Source organism: Martelella mediterranea (assembly GCF_021021415.1).
GTDB lineage: Bacteria > Pseudomonadota > Alphaproteobacteria > Rhizobiales > Rhizobiaceae > Martelella > Martelella mediterranea_C.
The window spans coordinates 1-818 of record NZ_JAINWJ010000103.1 but is presented as its reverse complement, the minus strand read 5'-3'; the positions used below and the strand labels follow the sequence as shown (position 1 = coordinate 818).

General features: G+C 56.6%; 1 pseudogene. It reads left to right on the top strand.

The window, feature by feature from the left end:
• Positions 1-137 precede the first annotated feature (137 nt).
• Positions 138-763, top strand: a pseudogene (locus K7H91_RS25500) (IS6 family transposase).
• Positions 764-818 lie beyond the last annotated feature (55 nt).

The window sequence follows — 818 nt, the reverse complement described above, 5'->3', positions numbered from 1 at the left end:
GGCGTTGTCACGTTAACCTACATGCGATTGCCTATGTCTCTGGCGGGGCTTAGATTTCAGCGATGCAGACTCTAGATATCAGTTTCAAGCGCCACCGTTTTCCGCCGCAGATCGTTGCTCACGCAGTTTGGCTTTACCTGCGGTTCAATCTGAGCCTGCGTGAAGTTGAGGAAATGCTGCTTGAGCGTGGGATCGACGTTTCCTATGAGACAGTCCGTCGTTGGATCAACAAATTCGGCCCCCAGATTGCGCGCAACCTGCGACTACGGCAGGCCCGCCCTGACGATGTCTGGTTTCTGGACGAAGTCGCCGTGAAATGCGCTGGAGAAAAGTTCTGGCTCTGGCGCGCGGTCGATCAGCATGGCACCGTCTCGAAGAGATTTTGCACAAGCGCCGCGACAAGAGGGCAGCCAAGCGCCTGTTGGTGGCGTTGATGAAGCGCTATTGCTTTGTTCCCAAACGGATCATCACCGATAAGCTGCGCTCCTACGGCGCAGCAAAGGCGGACATTGCCCCCAGCCTCGACCACTGGTCTCACAAGGGTCTCAACAATCGGGCCGAAAACAGTCACTTGCCGTTTCGAAAGCGAGAACGGACAATGCAAGGCCACCGGTCGCCGGGCGCGCTGCAACGGTTCGTCTCCATGCACTCGGCTATTCGCAATTGCTTTTCAGTGCCATCCCGCCGCCGTGCTGCACAAACAATTCGCTACCATCGCCTCGAAGCGTTCGACGCATGGAAAATCGCGGCCTGCATCGCCTGAAAATTCTTGAAACTCCGGCCCTTCTCAGCCTGCCAAACTTAACGTGACAACGCCC